Source organism: Gillisia limnaea DSM 15749, assembly GCF_000243235.1.
GTDB classification, from domain to species: domain Bacteria; phylum Bacteroidota; class Bacteroidia; order Flavobacteriales; family Flavobacteriaceae; genus Gillisia; species Gillisia limnaea.
The window spans coordinates 305,476-325,085 of sequence record NZ_JH594606.1 but is presented as its reverse complement, the minus strand read 5'-3'; the positions used below and the strand labels follow the sequence as shown (position 1 = coordinate 325,085).

At 36.6% G+C, this 19,610-nt stretch carries 15 protein-coding genes; 13 read left to right on the top strand and 2 right to left on the bottom strand.

Going from position 1 to position 19,610, the window contains the following annotated elements:
* Positions 1-58 precede the first annotated feature (58 nt).
* Together GILLI_RS03180 and galK are read right to left on the bottom strand one after the other, a co-directional pair.
* Positions 59-1,096 carry a UDP-glucose--hexose-1-phosphate uridylyltransferase gene (locus GILLI_RS03180; protein WP_006987682.1) on the bottom strand — a complete coding sequence of 346 codons (1,038 nt, stop codon included), beginning with the start codon at positions 1,094-1,096 and terminating at the stop codon, positions 59-61.
* A gap of 67 nt (positions 1,097-1,163) precedes the next feature.
* Positions 1,164-2,333 (bottom strand): galactokinase, encoded by a 1,170-nt coding sequence (gene galK, locus GILLI_RS03175; protein ID WP_006987681.1) that lies wholly within the window; start codon positions 2,331-2,333, stop codon positions 1,164-1,166.
* A gap of 111 nt (positions 2,334-2,444) precedes the next feature.
* Between galK and GILLI_RS03170 the strand changes: the two genes are divergently transcribed.
* The 13 genes from GILLI_RS03170 to GILLI_RS03105 form a co-directional block, all read left to right on the top strand.
* On the top strand, positions 2,445-3,149 hold the full coding sequence (locus GILLI_RS03170) for an NUDIX hydrolase (RefSeq protein ID WP_006987680.1): 705 nt from the start codon (positions 2,445-2,447) through the stop codon (positions 3,147-3,149).
* A gap of 337 nt (positions 3,150-3,486) precedes the next feature.
* On the top strand, positions 3,487-6,606 hold the full coding sequence (locus GILLI_RS03165; protein WP_156798628.1) for a SusC/RagA family TonB-linked outer membrane protein: 3,120 nt from the start codon (positions 3,487-3,489) through the stop codon (positions 6,604-6,606).
* Between the two features lie 60 nt (positions 6,607-6,666).
* Positions 6,667-7,125 carry an IS200/IS605 family transposase gene (tnpA, locus tag GILLI_RS03160; RefSeq protein ID WP_006987222.1) on the top strand — a complete coding sequence of 153 codons (459 nt, stop codon included), beginning with the start codon at positions 6,667-6,669 and terminating at the stop codon, positions 7,123-7,125.
* Positions 7,126-7,181: 56 nt separating this feature from the next.
* Positions 7,182-8,717 carry a RagB/SusD family nutrient uptake outer membrane protein gene (locus tag GILLI_RS03155; protein ID WP_006987678.1) on the top strand — a complete coding sequence of 512 codons (1,536 nt, stop codon included), beginning with the start codon at positions 7,182-7,184 and terminating at the stop codon, positions 8,715-8,717.
* Between the two features lie 40 nt (positions 8,718-8,757).
* Positions 8,758-9,819 (top strand): glycoside hydrolase family 43 protein, encoded by a 1,062-nt coding sequence (locus GILLI_RS03150; protein ID WP_006987677.1) that lies wholly within the window; start codon positions 8,758-8,760, stop codon positions 9,817-9,819.
* Between the two features lie 211 nt (positions 9,820-10,030).
* Positions 10,031-11,059 carry a glycoside hydrolase family 43 protein gene (locus GILLI_RS03145; protein WP_006987676.1) on the top strand — a complete coding sequence of 343 codons (1,029 nt, stop codon included), beginning with the start codon at positions 10,031-10,033 and terminating at the stop codon, positions 11,057-11,059.
* 25 nt (positions 11,060-11,084) lie between these two features.
* Positions 11,085-12,143, top strand: coding sequence for a cellulase family glycosylhydrolase (locus tag GILLI_RS03140; RefSeq protein WP_006987675.1), 1,059 nt, complete (start codon positions 11,085-11,087; stop codon positions 12,141-12,143).
* A 507-nt stretch (positions 12,144-12,650) separates the two neighbouring features.
* Positions 12,651-13,817, top strand: a complete 1,167-nt coding sequence (locus tag GILLI_RS03135; protein WP_006987674.1) for a glycoside hydrolase family 43 protein — start codon at positions 12,651-12,653, stop codon at positions 13,815-13,817.
* A 147-nt stretch (positions 13,818-13,964) separates the two neighbouring features.
* Complete coding sequence (locus GILLI_RS03130) at positions 13,965-15,143, top strand: aldose epimerase family protein (protein ID WP_006987673.1); 1,179 nt, start codon at positions 13,965-13,967, stop codon at positions 15,141-15,143.
* A gap of 80 nt (positions 15,144-15,223) precedes the next feature.
* Positions 15,224-15,466 (top strand): NrtR DNA-binding winged helix domain-containing protein, encoded by a 243-nt coding sequence (locus tag GILLI_RS03125; protein WP_342633056.1) that lies wholly within the window; start codon positions 15,224-15,226, stop codon positions 15,464-15,466.
* Between the two features lie 405 nt (positions 15,467-15,871).
* Complete coding sequence (locus GILLI_RS03120; RefSeq protein WP_006987672.1) at positions 15,872-16,765, top strand: hydroxypyruvate isomerase family protein; 894 nt, start codon at positions 15,872-15,874, stop codon at positions 16,763-16,765.
* Between the two features lie 664 nt (positions 16,766-17,429).
* Entirely contained in the window at positions 17,430-18,470 is a 1,041-nt protein-coding gene (locus tag GILLI_RS03110; RefSeq protein ID WP_006987669.1) for a LacI family DNA-binding transcriptional regulator, read from the top strand.
* A gap of 115 nt (positions 18,471-18,585) precedes the next feature.
* Positions 18,586-19,610 (top strand): MFS transporter (locus GILLI_RS03105; RefSeq protein ID WP_006987671.1); only part of this gene is annotated, 1,025 nt, incomplete at its 3' end.

Below are 19,610 nucleotides of genomic sequence, written 5' to 3'. Positions count from 1 at the left end.
GATATAGTAACATCTAATAGTTTGGCAAGGTCTTTTAAAGTGATCTTTCCTTCCTTTTTTATCTTTTGCTGTAATGAATTTCATGGAGACTTTTTAAATTTTCTGCTGCCTGTTCGGCAGTAATATCGCGCTGTGGACCGGCAAACATTTCATAACCCACCATGAACTTTTTTATCGTGGCAGAGCGTAACAATGGAGGATAAAAACTCATATGAAAATGCCATTCAGGATAATCTTTGCCATCTGTTGGTTGTTGATGTATCCCAGAGGAATATGGAAAAGAGGTTTCGAAGAGATTGTCATACCTGGTGGTAAGTTTTTTAATTAATTCGGCAAATGCCAGTTCCTCTTCCTCATTTAACAGCCCAATATGGGAATAGTGTTTTCTTGGAAGTATCATAGCCTCATAGGGCCAAACCGCCCAATAGGGGATAAGTGCAACAAAATGATCGTTCTTTTCCAGAATGCGTTCATCCAGTTCCAGTTCCTGCTCCAGATAATCTTCAAGTAAACTTCTTTTACGTTCCTTCCAGTATTCCCTGAAATGCTTTGATTTTTTCTGAATTTCAGTAGGAATGGATCTTTGTGACCAAATTTGTCCGTGAGGATGCGGATTGCTGCAACCCATCATATCGCCCTTATTTTCAAAAATCTGAACATAATTAATATTTGGGGCTCCTCCAAGTTCAGCAAATTCCTGTTTCCATAACTTCACCACTTTCCCTATTTCCTCAACTTCCATGACCGGAAGCGTAAGTGAATGATCGGGTGAAAAACACACCACCTTGCAGATACCCGATTCGGTTTCGGCTTTTAAAAGTCCGTTTTGAAAGCTTTCCTCCGGGGTGTCTGCCAGTAAAGAAGGAAAATCATTGATAAAGGAATAAGGCTCTTTATAATCAGGGTTTTGTTCTCCGCTGTTTCTGGTATTTCCCGGGCACAGATAACACTCCGCATCAAACTGTTTGGGGTTCTCTGCAAGAGTTTTTTCGGTTTTTCCCTGCCATGGTCTTTTGGTTCTATGCGGGGAAACCAGGATCCATTCGCCGGTTAATATGTTAAAGCGTCTGTGGGGAGTTTTATTTAGGTTGTTCATTTTCTGAATAGATATTTTGTTGGAGACCTCAGGTTTTTAAAGCCTGTGAGGTCTGGCTTGAAACCTGTTAGTTCTGGTATATATTCGTTCCCCCTCCGGGAACTACTGTGATCATTTCCGGTGTAATATTAAACTCTTTATGATAGGCAATTTTCACTTCAGCAATAAAATCAGGGATATGGCTCTCTTCTATTATATTAATCGTGCAACCTCCAAAACCTCCCCCCATCATGCGGGAGCCATAGATGAAATCTTTGTTTTCTGTAAACTTTACAAGGAAGTCGAGTTCCTTACAACTAACTTCATACAGATCCCGGAGTCCGTAATGAGACCGATACATCAATTGCCCAAAAGCTTGAAGATTTCCAGATTTCATAAAAATGGCAGCCTCGAGCACCCTTGCATTTTCCTGCAACACATATAAAACCCGATTGTATTGTGTTTTTGATAATTGCGGTTTACACGAATCGAGCATTTCCAAAGTAACATCCCGAAGGGTTTTAACTTTATCATTTTGACTCTGTATAAATTTCAATCCGGATTCGCTTTCCTTGCGCCTTGTGTTATATTCGCCTTCGGCGATGCTGTGGGAAACTTTAGAATTTATCAAAAGGATCTTACAGGATTTGAAATCTGCTGGTATAAATTCAGCTTCAAGGGAATGGCAATCAAGTAATATAAGATTATCTTTTTTACTCATTACAGAAGCGTACTGATCCATAACACCGCATTGTGAACCCACGAAATTATTCTCTGCGGCCTGTGATAAATTCACTATTTCCTTTTTTGATAAATTCAGTTCAAATAATTTGTTCAAACCGGAGGCCAGTCCACATTCCAGCGCTGCCGAAGAACTGATTCCGGCACCTATGGACAGCTCGCTCTTAATATAACAGTCAAAACCTTCTATTATTTTCTTCCTTTTTTGCAGTTCATTCACCACTCCTAAAATATAATTTTCCCAGGTGGAGCTGCTTTTTTCAATTTTCTTTAAATCAAAATTTAGCAGGGTATTGAAGGTTTTGCTATAAATAGAACAGGCAGTAGATGTATCGTTTTTTCTAAGTTCAAAATATATCTTTTTATCGATCGCCGTAGGCATCACAAAGCCATGATTATAATCAGTATGCTCTCCAATTAAATTGATACGCCCGGGAGACTCTACAAAAACTCCAGGATTACTGGTTTTAAAAAAGTGGTCTTTGGCAATCTTATCGGAATTTATTTTATTTGGCATTTAGTTTATAATTAATATATATCAACAAATGTAATAAACGTATCTTGTACATTAATTTTTTATTACAAAAAAAAATAGTTTTTTTGTATATTAATTAACAAATCTATAAATATGGCCGCGGAAATAGAAGATTATTATGTTCAACAAGATAAGATGTATGTTGCCACGGATTGCATAATATTTGGTTTTGATGAGGGTAATCTTAAATTATTAATTTTTAGACGGAGAGTGAAGCCACTGTTGGGGAGTTGGTCCTTAATTGGAAGTTTTGTTAAGCTAAATGAAGATGTGGGTGAAGCTGCAAAAAGAGTGCTAAAAGAAATTACCGGTTTGGAAAATGTTTTTATGGAGGAATTAAGAACGTATGGTGCAGCAGAGAGAGATCCTGGGTTCCGGTGTATTTCTATTGGGCAGTATGCATTAATTCGAATAAATGATTACGATAAAGAACTAGTGGAAATACATGGCGCCCATTGGTATGATTTAGAAGAAGTGCCGGACTTAGTGCTGGATCACAACACAATGGTGAAAGATGCACTGTCAAGAATAAGGAGGAAAGCCCGGTATAAACCCATTGGATTTGAACTCTTACCTGAAAAATTCACCATTCCACAATTACAACAATTATACGAAGCTATTTATAATAAAAAAATAGATTCCCGTAATTTTAGGAAAAAGGTTCTCTCATTGAACGTTTTGACTAAGCTTGATGAAAAGGATAAATACAACTCCAGAAGGGGTGCCTACTTGTATAAATTCGATCATAAAAATTACCAAAAACTTCAGGAATTTGGATTTAATTTTGAAATTTCCTAAGGTAATTTTTAAAAGTTAATTTTTTAAAAACTTTATTATTTATAAAATTTTTAAGGAAAAGTTTTGGCAATTAAAAAAAAAGTGTAAGATTTACGTTTATAAAATAAATGAGGTATCAAAGTTCATATTAAAATGTTAATTAATAATTTAATATAACATACCTGATTTATAAATCATCAATTATATGTGTTATAACAAGGTTTTTATGTTTTTTTTAAAAAAATATAGTTAAATTTTATTAATGTTTAATTTACACTTATAATCAGATTGGCTTAGAGGTTCGAGAGAAAAACTAATTATAAATATTAAAGGGTTAATCCATCAAAATTGAATTAATATGAAACAAAACAGAATTAAATTATTTCTTGTAATGGGGTTGCTAATATTTGGCGGGCTATCACATTTTCAGGCACAAGAGGCATCTATGATGGAAATAAAGGGAGTTGTTACAGATAGCCAAGGAATGCAATTGCCCGGAGTTAATGTTACTGAAAAAGGAGTTCAAAACGGTACCATTACTAATATGGAAGGAGAATTTTCTATTTCGGTCTCTCCAAATGGAATTTTGGTGTTTTCATTTATTGGTTCTAAGACTCAGGAATTACAAGTAAATAATCGTTCGACAATCAATGTTAGTTTAGTGGACGATGTCGGTCAGCTAGATGAGGTTGTGGTTATTGGTTATCAAACGGTAAGAAAAAAGGACCTTACTGGTTCTGTAGGTGTCGTGAATACCGGAGATGCTAAGGATATTGTAGCAAGATCTGTTCCTGAAGCGCTACAAGGATTGTCGCCTGGGGTTTCTGTTAGAAATGGTGGAGCACCCGGCCAACAGGCGGTTGTTAATATTAGGGGATTGAGTACCTTTTTTGGAAATGCAAGTCCTTTGTATATTATTGATGGCATGTTTGCCGATCCAAATACAACCATTAATCCTAATGATGTTGAAAGCATTCAGGTTTTGAAAGATGCTTCAGCTGCAGCTATTTATGGTTCAAGGGCAGCAAATGGGGTAATTATTGTTACCACCATTAAAGGTAAAGTAGGTGCTGCAAAATTTTCGGCATCTTCAAAATATAGTATTTCTAATGTGCCTAACCGGTACGATATGATGAATGCAGAAGAATTTGTAATTACCAACACCAATGCTTTTAATGCAGCTGGTTACCCTTTGCAACCGGCAGTTGCCAATTACGATGGTTCTGTAGATACTAATTGGGAAGATGAATTGCTTAGAACCGGATTCGTAAATGATATCAACGCTACTTTATCTGGTGGGACAGATTCCCATACCTATGCAATCTCTGCAGGTTATTTTAAAGATCAAGGAACCCTGATAGCAAGGGATTTCGATCGTATGTCTTTACGTATAAATACCGAGAGCGAAAAAGGGCGTTTTACATTTGGCGAAAATATTGCCATTTCAAATTCCAGACAAAATTCTCCATTCCAGGGTGGTTTTGCTGAAGGAAATCCTTGGTATGATATGTTTAACAGCGTGCCGATAATTCCGGTTCAAGGTGATGAATTTATAACCGATAATAATCCTGGAGGTTGGGGATATGGTTCTTCAAATACTATAAATAGCTTTTCTAGAAACCAGGTAGCAATTGCCAATATTACCTCTATAAAATCAAATTTCGTTAAAATTTTGGGGAACGGATTTTTGGACTACCGGATAGCAAACGGATTAAAGTACAGGTTTAATGCAGGTTTAGAAACAAGTTTCGATAATTCTAAAGCTTTAAGAAAGGATGGATCCTGGTATCAAGGCCAATCTCCGGAGAACAGTAGTGTAACAGATACACGTTCGCAATTTCTAAGCTACCTTTTTGAGCATACATTAAATTTTGACTATGAGTTGGATAAGCATAGGTTTAATGGTGTGGTAGGATATACACAACAAACGATTCAAACAGATTTCACTTCGGGGACGGGTTTATTTTTGGCGCGATCTGGAAATGATTACTTTAACACTATTACTTCTTCTAGTAATTTGCCGGGAGACCGTACAGCATCTGGTAGGCTTGAGAAATATTTGATCGATTCTTATTTAGGACGGTTAAATTATAGCTATAACGATAAATACCTGGTGACCTTAACTTTTAGATCTGATAAGGATTCCCGTTTTTCTCCGGAATTCAGAACAGGTAATTTCCCCTCAGCGGCATTGGCCTGGAGGTTATCTGAAGAAAGCTTTTTTAATATAAACTGGATTTCCGATCTCAAATTAAGAGGATCGTATGGTATTTTGGGATCAGCAAATTTATCGGCTTATCAATTTATTGGATTTCTTAATCAGGGGCCCAATGCAGTTTTTGGTCGTAATCAAGATGGAGTATCAGGTGCTATTCAGGCAAGATTGGCTTCCAGTGATTTACGATGGGAGGAAAAGACTACTACCAATCTAGGGTTTGATGCCTCTATGTTTAACAATCAATTCAATGTAACCTTTGATATTTTTAGATCAGTTTCTAACGATGTACTTGTCCCACAACCTTTACCAGGTTACCTGGGGAATTTACAGGGGGATCCTATTGTAAATATTGGATCTATAGAAAATAAAGGTTTAGAATTAGATTTAGGTTACCGCCCAAGATTAACCGGGGATTTTAAATGGAATATTGCCGCCAATGTAAGTATTATAAGAAATGAAATTCTTGCTTTGGGAAATTTGGGCATTGATGAACAAACTGGTCTAAGAAGGGATTACATCACTTCTGGAAATACCAGATCCCAGGTAGGACGTTCTATTGGAGACTTTTTTGTTTTGCGTACCGATGGTATTTTTCAAAATCAGCAAGAAATTAATGAACACAATGCGCAATCTTCTTATGCACGGCCGGGGGATATAAGATTTAGAAATTTGGTAGACGAAGGCAGTACTGATGATATTAACAATAGAGATAGAGAATTTGCTGGGTCCCCATGGCCAGATTTTACAACAGGTTTGCAATTTAATTCTACATATAAAAATTTCTCTTTTAATGTGCAGTTATATGGTGCCTTTGGATTTGAACTTTATAATGATGTTCGCAGGGATTTAGATAGTTACGGTTATTCTAATTATAGAAGAGATATTAATCCCTGGACACCAACCAACACCAATACCAATGACCCCCGTTTAGGAGTTTCCTATGCTTTGGGCGGAGTTCCTGCAGATAGAGGAATAGTTTCTAATGCAAGAGATAACTCCGATAGATGGCTGGAAGACGCCTCATTTTTACGAATTCGAAATGTAGAATTGGGATACAACTTGCCCCAGGAATTGCTAAGTAGAAATCAAATTTCAACTGTGAGAATATTTTTAAGCGGCCAAAATTTATTAACATTTACAGGTTATTCAGGATTGGATCCCGATGTTGTAGGTGCCAATATAAACCTTGAACCTGGAGTGGATAATGGAAACTATCCTTCCTCAAGAATTGTCTCCGTTGGTTTAAATGTAGGATTTTAATCTCTATTGGGTTTAATTCCCCGAGGCTTGCCTCGTTTATTATTACTATTTTGTGACTCGATGTCACAAAATAGTAAATTCATACACAAGAGCCATAACGTAACGGTGCTTCTTTACCATTTGGTGAGCAGTGCTAAATATCGAAGGGTTGTTATTTCTGATTCGGTCGACCGAGTTTTGGTCGCGACATGTTCGGAGATTGAAAAAAGATATGAAGTTTGTTTTCTAGAAGTGGGAACGGACAAGAACCATGTTCATTTTTTGATTCAAAGTGTTCCTTCATATAGCGTAACAAAAATTGTTACGATGGTAAAAAGTATCTTAGCTAGGGAAGTTTTTAGGCAATGTCCAGAAGTGAAAAAGCAGCTTTGGGGTGGAGAATTTTGGGGAAAGGGTTACTTTGTGAACACCGTCGGTCAGCATGGAACCGAGAATGTCATTGCCAAATATGTCAAGGAGCAGGGAATAGAAAAAGAGTACAAAGTGTTGAAAAAAGATTATCAGTTGAAATTATTTTAATGCCTCGTGGGCTTGCCCCGAGGATTATTTACTAATATCACAAACAAAAAAACACCATGAAAAATATCATTATTATTCTTATCGTAGCGGTTATTACCCTTGTCTCCTGTGACAGAGATTTTGATGAAGCAAATCCCAATGCTCCCACAATTGCTAGTTTTTGGCAAGATGGTGACGATGCCGTAAAAGGTGTAAATGCAGTGTACAGTACCTTTTACCGCACACCTGGTTTGTATTCGCGATGGATTTATTACCACGGAATTTTAAGATCTGACGAAGGTTTTGGATCTGGTGGCGATGGGGGATTAAATAACCTGGCTAGTTTTAATCAAACCGATTATAATTTAGGATTGACGGCTTTAACCTGGGAAACTTTATATGTAGGGATATTCCGGGCTAATCAAGTAATAGCCAATGTGCCAGAAATAGATATGGATCCAGACCTTCAAAAACGGGTTATTGCAGAGGCTAAATTTTTAAGAGCCTTGTTCTATTTTAATCTTACTCTTTATTATGGAACACCACCTCTCATGCTTGAGCCTTCAGAGCCTCTGGATGTCCCCAGAAATGCTACCACAGAAGAGGCCTATGCACAAGTTGCTCAAGATTTAAATGACGCAATTCCAGATTTGCCCACCGGTTATTCAGAAAATGAAGTTGGGCGGGCTACACGTGGTGCAGCATATGCGCTCTTAGGTAAGACCTATTTACAACAAAATTTACATGGACCTGCAGCCCAAGCTTTTGAATGGCTGGTTACAGGCGAGGGTAGCAGTATATATTCCCTTACTCCCAATTATAGAGATAACTTTATAATTAGCAGGGAAAACAATGAAGAATCTATTTTTGAAATTCAGTTTCAGGAAAACCTTTCAGAAAGTACAGATAACGATGTAGATGAAAGCCGGGTAAACAATACAGGAACCTCTATCTCCCAATTCTTTGCCCCTCCCGGAATAGGTTTTCATGATGGTGCTGCCAGAAGATGGCTTATAGATGAATTTTTAGAAGAAACTACGGTTTCAGGTGAGCAAGACCCACGAGTGGCGGCTTCTTTTATTTTCGATTTTATGGATCCTGCCGGTCCTGAAGCATCACAGGTGTATGGGCAAAGCTTTGCATCCAGATACGGTGACGGCCCCAACGCAAACGGAGTTTGGTTTAGAAAGTTGTTAAATGACCATTGGAAAGATCAGGAAGGATTTAGGTCTCCAAACAACTACAGATTAATTCGTTATGCCGACGTTTTATTGATGTATGCCGAGAGCTTGAATGGGTTGGGAAGAACAGCAGATGCTTATGAATATGTTGATAGGGTTAGATCCAGGGCAGGACTGGCGCTATTGAGCGACGTAAATCCAGGATTGACCAGTGAACAATTTTTGGAACAACTAAAACATGAGCGTATTACTGAATTGGCAGGTGAAGGTTGGCGCTGGGCAGATCTTAAAAGATGGGGAGATTTAAGCCCAAACCTAACCGGTAGAGATCCTGAATTTGAAAATTTTGTTGTGGGTAAACATGAACTATTTCCGATTCCTCAAAGGGATATTGATTTAAATCCTAACTTAACTCAAAATCCGGGGTATTAAGCCAACGATAAAAAAAATAATTATTTAAAAATTAATAATATTGATTATCAAATATAAATATAGGCTAATAATTTTTTCTTTGCTGTTTGGCACCTCACTTTTATTGGGTTGCGGAGGGGATGATCCTGAAATTAAACTTATTGAACCCCCTGTAAACGAAACCTTTACCAATCCCTTGTTAAACGGTGCAGATCCTTGGGTGTACCAGACAAATGATACCTATTATTATCTCCATACTACAGGTAATGACATTAGAATATGGGAAACAGAAGAGATTTCAGAATTGGCTTCTGCAAATTCTAAGGTAATTTTTAGGCCTAATGATGGGAGCCCTAATTCCCGAAACATTTGGGCACCAGAGGTTTTTAAACTAGATGATAAATGGTATGTGTATTATACTGCAGGCAATGGAGAGGATATTAACCAACGTACGTGGGTGCTGGAAAATGATAGTGCAGATCCCATGGATGGAAATTGGGTAGACAAAGGAAGAATTTTTAATTCTAATGCAGATTTTTGGGCTATAGATGGAACAGTGATGGAATATAATAACAATCGCTATTTTATTTGGTGTGGCCGTCCCGATGTCACAAATTCTGATTTAACTCAAAACATCTATATTTCCAAAATGACAAATCCCTGGACCTTAGAAGGCGAAGTTGCTTTGTTGGCAGAACCTGAATTTTCCTGGGAAAAAATAGGATTTGGTGTGAATGAAGCCCCTCAAATATTAAAGGGTCCCAATGGCTATTTTATGACCTATTCTGCCAGTTTTTGCGGTACTGATGATTATGCATTGGGAATGCTAAGCTTTAAGCAGGGTGGTGATCCTTTAAACCCTTTAGATTGGACAAAATCTTCCCAACCTGTATTTGCTAAAAGTCCCGCAAATAATGCATTTGGACCTGGCCACAATAGTTTTTTTCAATCTCCTGATGGTTTAGAAAATTGGATCATCTATCATGCAAATTCTAGAAGCGGGGAAGGTTGTTCTTCCAATCGAAGTATAAGAATTCAGGAATTTACTTTTAACGGTAGTGGCGTTCCAATTTTTGGAGAACCCGTTGCAACAGGAATGGAAATAGAAAAACCATCCAGGTAATAGGATATCGCTTAAATAACTTTTAATAAAGTCAATTTAATGTCTTGGAAGATTTATATATAATACCGGGATTTTTTGGAAACCATCAAAAGAACATCAGAAGAATATCTCGGTGTTGATACATAATAAAATGAATTTAATCCGGTAATTTTAAACAGGACTTTCCAAGCCTAGAATTAGGCTTCCTTTACATTTTAAAAATAAGAAATATATGAGCACATCATTACAAATAATAATATTTTTTTTAGTAGGACTTATAGGGTTTAGTCAGGAGAATACTTTTACCAATCCGCTTAAATCCTCAGGTCCAGATCCCTATAGTACATATGATAATGGTTATTATTATTACACGAATACCGAGCAGAATAAATTGGTTTTGTGGAAAACCAAAAGTTTAGCAAACATTTCAGGAGCCGAAAAAAAAGAAATTTGGATGCCCCCTGCAGGCACTGCATATTCTAATTCAATTTGGGCGCCAGAAATTCATAAAATAAACGATAAGTGGTACATGTATTTTGCAGCTGATGATGGCGATAACAATAATCACCGGATGTATGCTTTAGAAAACATTTCAGAAGATCCGTTTAAAGGGGAATGGAAGTTTAAAGGTAAGATTTCTGCCTGGCCAGACCGTTGGGCTATAGACGGTAATGTTTTTCATTATAAAAATGAGTTGTTTATGATTTGGTCTGGTTGGGAAGGAAATACAAATAGCCAACAAAATATCTATATAGCGAAAATGAAAAATCCTTTAGAAATTGAAAGTAAAAGGGTTCTAATTGCTGAACCTACCTATAATTGGGAAAAACAGGGAGATCTGGATGATGACATAAACCCTCCACACGTAAGTGTTAATGAAGGACCGCAATATCTTGAAAAAGGTGGTAAAATATTTATTGTCTTTTCTGCCAACGGTTGTTGGACCGATTATTATAGCCTTGGACTTCTAAGTTTTACTGGGGAAGATATCTTAAATCCTGCCAATTGGGAGAAGCATTCCAAACCTATATTCACGAAATCTGAGGAAAATGGAGTATATGCTCCTGGCCATAACTCTTTCTTTAAATCCCCGGACGGAACTGAAGACTGGATCCTATATCACGCTAATTCCAATCCTGGTGAAGGATGTGCTAACAAACGCTCCCCCAGAATGCAAAAAATTAATTGGAATCAAGATGGTTCCCCAAATTTAGGTGTACCCGTTTCAGAAGATACTGTTTTAAAAGTTCCATCAGAATAGAATTTAAATAAATACATTCAAAATAATGATTAAAAAAATTTTAATTTTAGCTATTACATTTTTTACATTAACAGGGTATTCTCAAAATTTGGAGCGATGGAGTCGGGAAAAGGCTCAGGACTGGTACAATCAGCATGATTGGATAACAGGTGCTAACTTTAATCCCAGTACGGCAATAAACCAATTGGAAATGTGGCAAAAAGATACTTTTGACCCCGAGACAATAGATCGTGAACTTGGTTATGCAGCACAAATAGGATTTAATACGATGAGAGTCTATTTGCATAGCCTTGCCTATAAAGCCGATAAGGAAGGTTTTAAAGCAAGAATGGAAGAATATCTTAATATTGCAGACTCCCATAATATTAAAACAATGTTTGTGATATTCGATGATGTTTGGGATGCAAATCCAAAAATAGGGAAACAACCGGAGCCCAGGCCTGGAACTCATAATTCCGGTTGGATACAGGATCCTGGCTATCCTGAATCAGTAGAGATGGCAGACTCAGAGGAATTGGAATCATATGTTAAAGATATTCTGAATACTTTCGGAGATGATGAAAGGGTATTGCTTTGGGACCTTTACAATGAACCGGGAAATAACGATAAGGCTAATGAATCTATGGCTTTATTAAAAAATGTTTTTCAATGGGCACGAGAAGCAAATCCTTCTCAACCGCTATCTGTTGGTCTATGGAAATGGGATCTAAAAGATCTTAACACCTTTCAGGCCTTAAATTCAGATGTTATTACTTACCACAGTTATGACGACCCTCAGGCCCATAATAGAATTATAGAGTTACTAAAGACGCACGGCCGTCCGATGATATGTACTGAATATATGGCTAGAACCAGAAATAATAGGTTTTCTAATACATTGCCTTTATTAAAGGAAAATAATATAGGTGCTATAAACTGGGGACTTGTAAACGGAAAGAGCAATACAATTTATGCCTGGGACACACCTATCGATTCTGGGGAGGAACCGGTTGAATGGTTTCATGATATTTTTAGGAAGGACGGTACTCCTTATCGCCAAGATGAGGTGGATTTAATAAAAAAGTTAAATTCAGATACTCCTTAGAAAATCACTAAACTATTTTTTTGCTTAGGTTAAGGTTTACAATGTTAGTCCAATTTAATGGGATGATAAACCATTTTGTAAAGTATTATATCTGGCTGCAAAAAATAGTAGTTATATTTGAAATAAGGTTATTAAAATAAGAAATAAATATTTTAGATGTTTTAATGATTAATGTATGAATTCTAAGTGTTTTCTATATTGTTAACAACAGTGACTCTAATTCTTAGAATAATAATATTATCGTAACTGATAACAAACCAAAAGCAAAACAAATACAATCTGCAAAGTATTTAGGTCAAATGAAATGATAAGCTGGAAAAGCCCTTTAGGGAAATCAAATAGCTTTACTTTAAAATTCGATAATGCTATTTAGGATAAGGGCTTAGGTCCTGCAGATCTTTGAGTAGGATGATAAATTCTTGATGGCTTGGTTTTCCCGGTTTTGGAACTCCCGCCGGCCGAAACAATCATTAATTACTCTTTTTTTTATAATTAAAGTAATTTTAAATGAATAAACTTTTAAAACATCAATGTATGCTCTTAATGAGTTTGGTATTTCTTTCATTGTCCTGTAAAAACAATGAGACAGATATAGAGCAAAAAAATAATTCTTCTTCGGAATCCAAAACTTATTCAAATCCATTAGACGTAAAGTTTGGAGACCCCTACATTTTGAATGATGGTGACGGCAACTTTTATATGTACGGAACTGGTGGAGGAGCAATAGATGGTTTTGCCACGTATTACTCAAATGATCTTGTAAACTGGGAATTGAGAGGCCAGGTTTATACCGGAAAATTGAAGAATTCTTGGGCAATAGGGGACTTTTGGGCTCCGGAGGTTTATAAATTCAATGACAAATATTACATGTTTTTTAGTGCACAGTGGAAGGATAATCCAGATAATGAACTTGAAAATTTTAAAATAGGAGTGGCGGTAGCCGATAAACCAACCGGACCTTTTGAGGATCTTCAAAATAAACCCCTTTTTGATCCTGGCTATCCAATCATAGACGCCAATGTGTTTAAAGATAGTGATGGAAAGTTTTATTTGTATTATTCCCGTGTGGCATACAAACATCCAGTGGAGTCTGAAATTGCGGATTGGGCAAAAGAAAAAGGCTGGTTTGATGAAATTGAAGAAAGCTGGGTGTACGGGATAGAATTAAAAAATGATTTTACTGGGGTTATTGGCGAGCCAGTTTTGTTGCTGCGTCCTCCAATGGCTCTTGATGATAGAAATGCGGAATGGGAGAGTCGGTCTGTTACATCCAAAGAAGTTAACCGCAGGTGGACGGAAGGCTCCTATACATTTAAACATAAGGATACATATTATATGATGTATTCCGCAAATTTTTATGGCGGTGAAAACTATGCGGTGGGATATGGAACAGCATCCTCACCTTTAGGTATCTATAAGAAAGCAGATAACAATCCTGTTTTGCAAAAAAATATTGAAGGAGGAGGGAACGTAACTGGTACCGGGCATAACAGTTTAGTGTTTTCTTCAGACAGCACAAAGATATACACGGTATACCACGGCAGGACAAAAGCTACTGGGGATGAGCGGGTAGTTTTTATTGATGAATTGAAAATACTGGAGGATGGAAAATTAATTATTGAAGGACCAACAACAGAGCTTAAACCGAAGCCATTAGAAACTATTGAAGAATAAATAAAGTTGTTTTTAAAATAAACAATTATTTAAGCCAACTAGCTTTTTTCAATAAAATCATGCCGCTTAAAAAATGGTTGCCAATAGTATTATAATAGAAAAAATCATTCATACACAAGTACCATTCAAGAAATATAACTATAAAAAATGATAAACAAGATTTTAACCACATTTTCCGGCATATTCTGCATTGTATTGACGGTAGCTTGCAAGAACGAAAATAAACAGAAAAATAATATCCAATATGAAGATATGAAAGCGCAAGAAACAATCGTTCTTGATCCCGTTAAATTCAATACCACTATTAATGGTAAAGACGTAAAACTTTATTCCATTACTAATAATAATGGTATGGAAGCTTATTTTACAAATTTCGGAGGCAGGCTAGTTGGTCTTTTAGTACCGGATAAAAATGGTGAAAGAATCGATGTTGTAATAGGGATGGAAAGTACCGAAGCTTATCAGGAATCTACTGAACCTTATTTTGGAGCCACCATTGGCCGGTACGGGAATAGGATTGCAAAAGGAAAATTTAATTTAGAAGGGAAGGAATATTCCGTGCCTACCAACAATGGTGAGAATGCACTTCATGGAGGGTTTTTAGGGTTTCAGAATGTGGTATGGAATGCTTCACAACCCAATGAACATACCTTAGTATTAAATTATCTTTCGAAAGATATGGAAGAAGGTTTTCCGGGAAATTTAAAGGTTCAGGTTACTTATTCACTTACTGATGAAAATGAACTTAAAATGGAATATGAAGCGGTTACGGATAAAACCACGGTGGTAAATTTAACCAATCATGCTTTTTTTAATTTAAACGGAGAAGGAAGTGGTTCTATTCTAGATCATTCTTTAAAAATTTATGCCGATAAATTTACGCCTGTTGATGATGGTTTGATCCCCACCGGGGCATTAAAAGAGGTCAAAGGAACTCCTTTCGATTTTCTAGAACCGCATACCATAGGACAAAGGATTGAAGCCGATAATCAACAATTGGAAAACGGCAAAGGATATGACCATAATTTTGTTTTAAACAGCAACAAAGAAAAGGGAATGAACCGTGCTGCAACTGTCGTGGGGAATAAATCGGGAATTGTAATGAATGTTTATACCGAGGAACCGGGACTTCAATTTTATAGTGGCAATTTTATGGAAGGTAAAAACAGACTGAAAACCGGTGCCACAGATGATTTTAGAACGGCTTTTGCTTTGGAGACTCAACATTTTCCAGATTCTCCAAATCAGCCGGAATTTCCTTCCACTATCCTTGAACCTGGAGAAATATATAAAAGCACTAGTATTTATGAGTTTAGTGTGAAATAGATAGAGTATCCCGAAGATTGTATTGCTTGTACAAAATATTTGAAGGAGTCGTGATTTAAATGAAATTAAAATTATCAATTTTGTGCTTTAAACTCCTTCCTAAACAGTTTACAATTCCTCAATTACAACAGCTTTATGAGGCCATTTACCAGAAAGAGTTGGATGCCCGGAATTTTCGTAAAAAAGTGCTTTCCCATAACGTATTGATCAAGCTGGATGAAAAGGATAAATCCTCCTCCAGGCGCGGAGCTTTTCTCTATAAATTTGATCACAAAACATATCAAAAACTGATAAAAGCGGGATATAATTTTGATATCTCCTGAGTGTCATAAATTATAATCCCCGCTCAAAACTAATAATCCACCAGCGGTTTAGTCCACCAATATTTTTGTCGAAATCTGATGATTTTTCTATTTACAGACTTTATGAACTTGCTCCATAATATCTGATTTATAAAGCTTTTAGAAAAAATATCGATCAAAAAGTTTGATTTTCAAAAAATTAATGTAAAATTTAAATTTATAAATATCCGAACTAGAAGCGGTATTTGAATCCTTTTTTTTGCCGGGTTGGCGGGTTTTCACTTTTACAATGCTTAAAAGTACTAAATTGAGGATATTCTAATCAATTTATAGCAGTATAAAATTAGCGTAACCAGAAATCGATACAAACACCTATGATGCTATGCGAATTTATTAGAAGAGTTTAAAAACACTAAATAGCTAAAAATGAAAAGTAAATATAACAGAAGACAGGTATTAAAAAATCTTGCTTTTGGTTCCGGAGCGATAGGATTAAGCGGTGTATTATCATCCTTCTCATCTTTAGAGATCCTGAAAGAATCCTTGAGAGAAGCAGATCGTGATTTTAAGCATTCTGTATGTTACTGGTGCTTTAATGATATTCCACTGGATAAATTCGCTTCAGAATGTGCTAATCTAGGGATTCAGGCCATAGATCTTTTAAAACCTCAGGAATGGGAAACCGTTAAAAAATATGGACTTGAATGTTCTATGGGAACAGATGAATTTGCCATTATTGAACATGGATTTAACGACCCCGCTAATCATACAAAACTTCAGGAAAACTACCGTGGACTAATAGATAAAGCGGCTGCGAACGGGGTAAAAAATGTGATTTGTTTTTCCGGGAACCGAAGAGGGATGGATGATGAAACAGGGATTGAGAATTGCGCAAATGGACTTCTACCACTGGTGAAATATGCCGCTGAAAAAAATGTAATTATGGTAATGGAATTGCTTAATAGTAAGGTGGATCATCCAGATTATCATTGTGACCATACGGTATGGGGCGTAGCACTTTCAGATAAAATGGGAAAGCCAGAGAACTTCAAACTGCTTTATGATATTTACCATATGCAGGTGATGGAAGGCGACGTAATTGCAACTATTACTAAATACAGAGATTATATCAATCATTTTCATACCGCAGGAGTTCCGGGTAGAAATGAGATCAATGATACCCAGGAGTTGTATTATCCTGCCATTATGCGTGCAATAGTGGAAACCGGTTTTAACGGTTTTGTGGCCCAGGAATTTATTCCAACTTATAATGATAAAATCACGGCTCTAAAAGAGGCGATTAAAATATGTGATGTTTAAATAATGATTGAATAATGAAATTAAGTGGATTATTGAAATTGCTTTCCGCGGGATTTTTTGTGCTATTTTTTTTTGGTAACAGGAATTGCAAAAGCTCAACTTCAGCAGGAAAAAGAAGATGTTTATATATGAGTCGGCGCAAATTGCGGTAAAATTTTTCTTTTAAATACTTCTCTAATATAATTTTATTGATTTGAATTAAAATTAATATTTTCACTTCCCGTGGTTAAAAGTATATAAAACTTAGGTTAACTTTTAGGAAACCCGCTGCAGAAAAGCACCGCAAACGTTTTCGTGTTGAAAACTTTCTTGTTTTAAGGCTTCTTTAATTTTATTATGATAGTTTTGATTTGGGTTTAAAAATTTCGGATAGATATGAAAAATATGAAGCATCCATAGATAAATTTTCTCAATCGGGGGCAATGATTATATGGATGTTATATGTGCCCAATTAGATTTTAAAAGAATATGTATGAAATAGGCTTGAAGGGAATACGATTCAAACACCGATGAAGATATGCGAATTGCTCCCGATAGCTATATGAAAACCATCAAAAAACAATAAATATCTAAATATGAAATGAGCATAACGCGAATACGATACAAACACCGATAAAGATATGCGAATTACATATGACCATTAAAAAACAATAAATATCTAAATATGAAAAGGAAGCTAACATTAAAACATATTGCCAGTGAACTAGATGTTTCAATTTCTACAGTATCTAAAGCCCTGAGAGATAGCTCCGAAATTAGTGAGGATACCAGTGCTAAAATCAAGGCCTTTGCCAAATTATATAACTACAAGCCCAATAATATAGCATTAAGTCTGAAGAACAGAAAATCAAAAACCATAGGGGTTATCATTCCTGAGATAGTTCATCATTTTTTTACAACGGTGATAAGCGGCATAGAGCATGTAGCAAATGAAAAGGGCTACCATGTTATTATATGTATGTCCAACAATTCCTTTGATAAGGAAGTGATAAACATGGAATTGCTGGCAAACGGAAGTACCGATGGATTTATAATATCTGTGGCAAAGGAGACTCAGCAAAAAAAGGATTATCATCATCTTAAAGAAGTGCTAAATCAAGGGATGCCACTCGTAATGTTTGACCGTGTGATCGATGAAATTGAATGTGATAAAGTGATTATAGATGACACAATAGGAGCAAAAAAAGCTGTTAGTAAGCTTATTGAGATAGGTTGTAAAAAAATAGGGTTAATCACCACGGTAGATTATGTTAGCGTTGGAAAGCTGCGCACGGCAGGATATTTTCAGGCTTTAATAGAACACGGGATGAAGGTAGATAAAAGCCTGATCCTTAAAATTGATGATTTTGAACAAAGTGAACTGGAGATAAAGAACTTTTTAGAAAACAGGGAATTGGATGGGGTGTTTGCTGTTAACGAGCATTTTGCGATTTATGCAATCAAGGCCTTTCAGGAAAAAGGATTAAGGGTTCCTCAGGACGTTGCCGTGATTGGTTTTACAGATGGAGAATTGTCTAAACAGTTTATTCCAAGTTTGACCACAGTTAGTCAGCATGGAGCCGAAATGGGTGCCCAAACTGCCCGTCTATTGATTAAAAAACTGGAAAGCGAAGATTCCGATGAGGAGGTATACCAAACGATCATTATTGAAACAGGACTGGTAGAACGAAACTCTACCAAAAAAGATTTTACTTTGAGCTTTTGAAAAAAAGTATATCTTTACTAAATTTAAATTAATAGTCAGAACCCATATTTTCACTTCCGTTAATACGTTTTGACGAGTCTTAGAGCTTGTCGTAATCTTAATTTTACCTTACGATATGCAAAAACGCACCCTTAGTTTTTGGGAGATCTGGAACATGAGTTTCGGGTTCCTGGGTATTCAATTTGGTTTTGCTTTGCAAAACGCCAACACCTCCAGAATATTTGAAACCCTTGGGGCAAATGTTGAGGATATTCCTATTTTGTGGATTGCCGCACCTGTTACCGGATTGGTAGTTCAGCCTATTATAGGATATTTTAGCGACAGGACCTGGACTAAGCTGGGCAGGCGAAGGCCTTATTTTTTAATAGGTGCTATATTATCTTCCATTGCACTGTTTATCATGCCCAATTCCCCCACCTTATGGGTAGCAGCAGGAACCTTATGGATCATGGATGCTTCCATCAATATCTCTATGGAACCATTTCGGGCCTTTGTAGGGGATAATCTACCTGAACGGCAGCGAACACTTGGTTTTTCCATGCAGAGTTTCTTTATAGGAATTGGCGCGGTGGTTGGATCTGCCCTTCCCTGGGTTTTTACCAATTGGATAGGACTTAGCAATACTGCTCCAGAGGGAGTTATACCCGATTCAGTAAAATGGTCCTTTTATGTGGGTGGAGTGGTGTTTTTCCTGGCCGTGCTATGGACCGTTATTAAGTCTAAAGAATATTCTCCTGCAGAACTTGCAGCATTTGAGAAAAGAAGATTGGAAATAAGCCCTGCAAAGGTAGATGTATTAGATAAGATCAAAAACATTCGAACGCAACTTCTTTCCGGATTGATCATGGCCGTAACCGGCTCTGTAATGTCTGCGGTTATTTATTTTAATAATCTTACCAAGGAACTGTATATACTCTTTATTGGCTTGATACTTATTGGCCTGCTTTTTATGATTGTATCCCAATTACGTTCAAAAGACATACGAAATGGGTTTACCATTATAATTACCGATATGCTCAATATGCCGGTAACCATGAAACAACTGGCCTGGGTTCAATTCTTTTCCTGGTTTGCATTGTTTTCTATGTGGATCTATACTACACAGGCTGTTACCGGTCACGTATTTGGCACCCGCGATAC